Origin of the sequence: Saccharomonospora saliphila YIM 90502, assembly GCF_000383795.1 — a bacterium.
Classification (GTDB): Bacteria; Actinomycetota; Actinomycetes; order Mycobacteriales; family Pseudonocardiaceae; genus Saccharomonospora; species Saccharomonospora saliphila.
Genome location: NZ_KB912687.1, coordinates 8,624 through 13,066, shown reverse-complemented (window position 1 = coordinate 13,066; position 4,443 = coordinate 8,624). Strand labels below are relative to the sequence as shown.

Genomic DNA, 4,443 nt, shown 5'->3' with positions numbered 1-4,443 from the left:
CGCCGTGACGACGCCGGCGTGGGGCGCCGTGGGGGCACCGGTGCCCGGGCCGTCGGCGGGCCGGACGGGGAGGAATAGGGTCCGTGGTCGTGGCAAGGCCGTGGAAGCGCAACGGGGACGAGCGCCTGCCCGAACAGCCGGGGCACGCGCTCGTCGGTGTGATCAACATGCCCGCGCACCCGATCGGCCCGGCCCGGGCGATCGCGCGGCGGGTGTTGTTCGCGCTGCTCGCGTTGGTGGCCGTCGTGTTCATCGTGTACTTGGACCGAGGCGGGTACAAGGACGCGAACGAGGACGGCGTCTCGCTGCTCGACTGCTTCTACTACGCGACGGTGACGTTGTCGACCACCGGCTACGGTGACATCTCCCCGGTGTCCGACTCGGCGCGGCTGGTCAATGTCCTGTTGGTCACCCCGTTACGGGTGTTGTTCCTGATCGTGTTGATCGGGACGACACTGGAAGTGCTGACCGAGCGGTCCCGGCAGGCGTTCCGGATTCAGAAGTGGAGGCGGCAGGTGCGCGACCACGTGGTGGTCATCGGCTTCGGTACGAAGGGCCGCTCGGCGGTCAACGCGCTGCTGGCCGAGGAGGACGTCGAGCCGAACCAGGTCGTGGTCGTCGACACCGACCGGGTGTCGCTGGACGCGGCCAGTGCCCGTGGACTGATCACCGTCCACGGGTCGGCGACACGTGCCGACGTGCTGCGCGTGGCCGGTATCCAGCGCGCGCGGGCGGTGGTGGTGGCGCCGAACCGTGACGACACGGCCGTGCTGGTCACCCTGACGGCGCGGGAGCTGGCGCCGAGGGCACGCATTCTGGCCTCGGTACGCGAGGCGGAGAACGTGCACCTGCTCAAGCAGTCGGGTGCCGACCAGGTCGTGGTCTCCAGCGAGACGGCGGGGCGGTTGCTGGGCATCGCCACCCGCACCCCGAGGGTCGTGGACATGGTGGAGGACCTGCTCACCCCCGAGACGGGTCTCGCGATCGCGGAGCGGCCGGTCGAGCGCTCCGAGGAGGGCGGGTCGCCCCGGCACCTGCCCGATATCGTGCTCGGCCTCGTGCGCGACGGAGTGCTCTACCGGGTGGACGCGCCCGAGGCGGACGCGCTGGAGCGGGGCGACCGGCTGCTGTACGTGCGCAAGGTCGCCGTGGGCGAGGAGACGGTGCCCTAGCGCGAGACCGTGCCGTCCGGCACTGCCCCCCGCTCCCGCCCGGCGGAGCCGCCGTGGGCGCTCGGCCCGCGTTGGCAATTCGTCAAGGCCTCCTTCACTGCGCTCAACGCAGGCAAGGAGGCCTTGACTGCAAGACAACGACGGCGGGGGGGGGCACTCCCCTCACCTGTTCGGGGGGCACGGGGAGTGGTGTCGTGTGTGCCGCCGTGTGCTGGGCAGCACCGTAATGTTCTGGAACCATGGGCCGGGTGCGCGCGCCAGCGAACCACCGAGGACGGCCGATGCCGCCGCTCACGCCGAAGGTACTCGGCGCCGCCGTGGTCACGGGGCTGCTCGTGCTGCTGGGGGCCTGGTGGGTGGGCGCGTCGCTGTTCGGGCCTGCCCCCGCCGACGACCACCGGGTGGTCGAGGCCACCGTCACCGCACCGGCCGAATGCAGCGACGCCGATGCCGTCGAGACCGTGCGCTTCGAGATCTCCGGCACCGCCCGTGAGGGCATGCTCAGTGGGTGCGGGCACGATCAGGACGAACAGGTCCGCGTCGCGGTGCCGCGTGCGCCCGCCGACGACGGTGGGCCCGTCGAGGTCAGGCTCGCCGCCACCGCCCCCGGCACCAGCGATCTGCGCCGCCCCGTCGGCCTCATGCTGCTCACACTGAGCTGCACCGCCGGCGGTACCTACGCCTACCTCCTCGCCCGGGGGCCTCGCCTGGCACTGGCCTGACCGCCCGCCGCCTCGGCGGCAGGCTTCGCGTCGCGCTCCGCGCCGCGAGGGTGGCGCACCGGACGCGGGGCGCGAGTCGTGCCTTCGTCGGTGTGCCCGCGTCAGGCGACCTCGGCGCTCGGGGCGTCGAAGGTGTTGCAGTCGGCGATGCGGTTGTCGTAGGCGCCCGCGCGCCACCACTTCGCGTAGTTGGCGTTGCTGCCGTGGTCGTGGGTGCCGGAGGTGTCGTCACCCCGGGTCTCCTGGTCGTACCAGGCCCGGTCGTACATCTGGCGGGTGATGGTGCCGCCCTGGTCGACGTGGGCGCCGAGGAACATCCCCGAGAAGCACTGTGCCTGCAACTCCTTGCGCCGCGACATCTCGCGGCCCGCGGCGCTGTCGGTGCCCGCGTCGTAGATCCGTTCCCACGCGGCGTCCATGATCCCGGCGAGTTCCTGCACGTGGTGGCCGTACTCGTGGGCGAACAACGCGAGGTACACGCCGGGGGCGTTGCCGTACTGACTCGTCTGGAGCCCGTCGTAGGGAAGGTAGAGGTTGTTCTCGCAGTAGTAGGCGGCGGTGGTGATGCCGACGGTGATCGTGCCGCACTCGGTCTCGAAGCTCGTCGCCGACGGGAAGTGCAGGGTCGGTGGCCGGAACGGCAGGCCGTAGGCGCGCAGGAACGGCTCCCACGCGGCGTCGAGGCACTCCCGGGCGGCGCGGAAGAACGTTTGCGCCCCCGCCGGACTGCTCTCCCATGCGGGCAGGACGCACGCCCGGTTCCGCAGGCCCGCGTCGGGGTCCTGCAGGATCGGGTGGTCGGCGAGCGCGTAGATCTTGCGGGGCCCCGGTTCGGCGCCGCCGGGTGCGACGCCGCCGGAGGGCGACGGGGAGGCCGACGAGCCGGGGGCGGGGCTCGACGTTTCCGGCACCGTGCTCGTGGACGCGCCCGTCGGTGGTGCCGAGGGGGCCGACGGCGGCGCGGGTGTGTCGGTGGGGCCGCCCGCGACCGGGTCGTCGTCGCGGGTCAGGGTGATGACGGTGACGAGGCCGAGCACGAGCACCAGCACCCCGGCGAGCGCGCCGACGACGACGGGTACCGCCGAGCGGCGGGGAGGCCTGGGAGACCACCGGTGCGCGGGACCGTACCCGTACGGACCGTTCGACCCTCCTTCCGGTCCCCGGCCGGGCGGGCCGTACGGCGGCCCCGGTGGCGGCCCCGGTGGCGGTGGTGTCATGTCGGCTTCCCCCGGGTAGATCGATCTCGGCCGCCAGCATAACGGCGCCCCGCATCCGGCGTTCGCCGCTCGCGACAACACCCCGATGGGGCGCCCTGGGACGACGACGCGCGAGGATGACGGTTATGACCGACTCGACTGGCTGGTCCGCACCCGACCCCCACGGCGCCGGTTCCGGCGGCGGCGCATCCGGTGGTGGGCCCCCCGGCGGGGGGACACCGTATCCGCGCTATCCCACGCCGGAGGGCCCCGGCCGAGGGGACGCGGGAAAACCCGGTGTCATCCCGCTGCGCCCGCTCGCGTTCGGCGAGATTCTCGACGGCGCCATCACGACGATGCGCAGGCACGCCGCCGTCGTGTTCGGCTCGTCCGCGGTGGTGGCGCTGCTGGGCGCGGTGCTGTACTTCGCGGCGGATCTGTGGTTGCTCGGCGCCACCGAACCCGCGCCCGTGATCGACGAGAACGCCTCGCCGGAGCGGCAACTCGACCAGGCCGTCGCCGCGCTCGAGCAGAGCCTGCCCGGCATGGGCGTCATCGCCCTGATCAGTCTGTTGACCCAGACGTTCCTCTCCGGCCTGCTCACCGTGGTGGTCGGCAAGGCGGTTCTGGGCCAGGCGATCAGCGTGGGCCAGGCGTGGGAGGAACTGCGTCCCCGGCTGCTCCCGCTGTTCGGCCTGACCGTGGTGGTCACGCTGGCCGTGGCCGTCGGCACCCTCTTCCTTGTTCTGCCCGGCATCTGGCTCTACGTGCTGCTGAGCCTGGCGACCCCGGCGCTGATCCTCGAACGCGGGCGGGTCGGCCAGGCGCTCGGGCGGTCGCGGACCCTGGTGCGGGGGTCGTGGTGGCGCGTGTTCGGGGTCCTGCTGGTCGCGCTGGCCCTCACCATGATCATCGGCTCGATCATCCAGATCCCGTTCGGATTCGCCGTCGACGCCGACGCCGTGGCGCGCGGCATGACCACCGGTGAGCTGCTGATCACCGAGGTCGGAAACGCGGTGGCGCAGACGATCACGGTGCCGTTCGCCTCGGCGGTCACCGCGTTGCTCTACATCGACCAGCGGATGCGGAAGGAAGGCCTGGACATCGAGCTCTCCCGCGCGGCGGGCACGCGGTGACCGTCTCCCGCGCGGCGGTGCCCGGGCTCGACGTTCCGGTCGAGCCCGGGCGGGACGAGGCGCGCCGCGCCGCGCGGGAGGAACTCGCCGACCCGATCTACCAGCGGGCGGAGCCGTCCCTCGTGGAACGGGTGCTCGGCTGGCTGAGCGACCGCGTCGGGGAGCTGCTCGCCGCGCTCGGCGGTGCCACGCCGGGCGGCGTGACCGGCGTGGTGAT

4 protein-coding genes and 1 pseudogene are annotated in these 4,443 nt (G+C 72.7%); 4 read left to right on the top strand and 1 reads right to left on the bottom strand.

What is annotated here, in order from left to right; genetic code table 11:
- The first annotated feature begins 89 nt into the window (after positions 1 to 89).
- Together SACSA_RS0114210 and SACSA_RS0114205 are read left to right on the top strand one after the other, a co-directional pair.
- Complete coding sequence (locus SACSA_RS0114210; RefSeq protein ID WP_028661874.1) at positions 90 to 1,172, top strand: potassium channel family protein; 1,083 nt, start codon at positions 90 to 92, stop codon at positions 1,170 to 1,172.
- A gap of 281 nt (positions 1,173 to 1,453) precedes the next feature.
- On the top strand, positions 1,454 to 1,894 hold the full coding sequence (locus tag SACSA_RS0114205; protein WP_019816566.1) for a hypothetical protein: 441 nt from the start codon (positions 1,454 to 1,456) through the stop codon (positions 1,892 to 1,894).
- Between the two features lie 101 nt (positions 1,895 to 1,995).
- Here the strand turns inward: SACSA_RS0114205 and SACSA_RS0114200 are convergent, their stop codons facing one another.
- Positions 1,996 to 3,111, bottom strand: a complete 1,116-nt coding sequence (locus SACSA_RS0114200; protein WP_028661873.1) for a neutral zinc metallopeptidase — start codon at positions 3,109 to 3,111, stop codon at positions 1,996 to 1,998.
- Between the two features lie 125 nt (positions 3,112 to 3,236).
- Between SACSA_RS0114200 and SACSA_RS0114195 the strand changes: the two genes are divergently transcribed.
- Both SACSA_RS0114195 and SACSA_RS26205 read left to right on the top strand, forming a co-directional pair.
- Complete coding sequence (locus tag SACSA_RS0114195) at positions 3,237 to 4,226, top strand: hypothetical protein (RefSeq protein WP_019816564.1); 990 nt, start codon at positions 3,237 to 3,239, stop codon at positions 4,224 to 4,226.
- Positions 4,223 to 4,443, top strand: a pseudogene (locus SACSA_RS26205) (DUF4129 domain-containing protein); the annotation flags it as partial. The gene SACSA_RS0114195 and the pseudogene SACSA_RS26205, both read left to right, overlap by 4 nt.

Excerpts from the sequence above, each read along its gene's own strand:
- SACSA_RS0114200 (WP_028661873.1), bottom strand. The coding sequence starts at position 3,111 with ATGACACCACCGCCACCGGGGCCGCCACCGGGGCCGCCGTACGGCCCG.
- SACSA_RS0114205 (WP_019816566.1), top strand. The coding sequence starts at position 1,454 with ATGCCGCCGCTCACGCCGAAGGTACTCGGCGCCGCCGTGGTCACGGGG.
- SACSA_RS0114195 (WP_019816564.1), top strand. The coding sequence starts at position 3,237 with ATGACCGACTCGACTGGCTGGTCCGCACCCGACCCCCACGGCGCCGGT.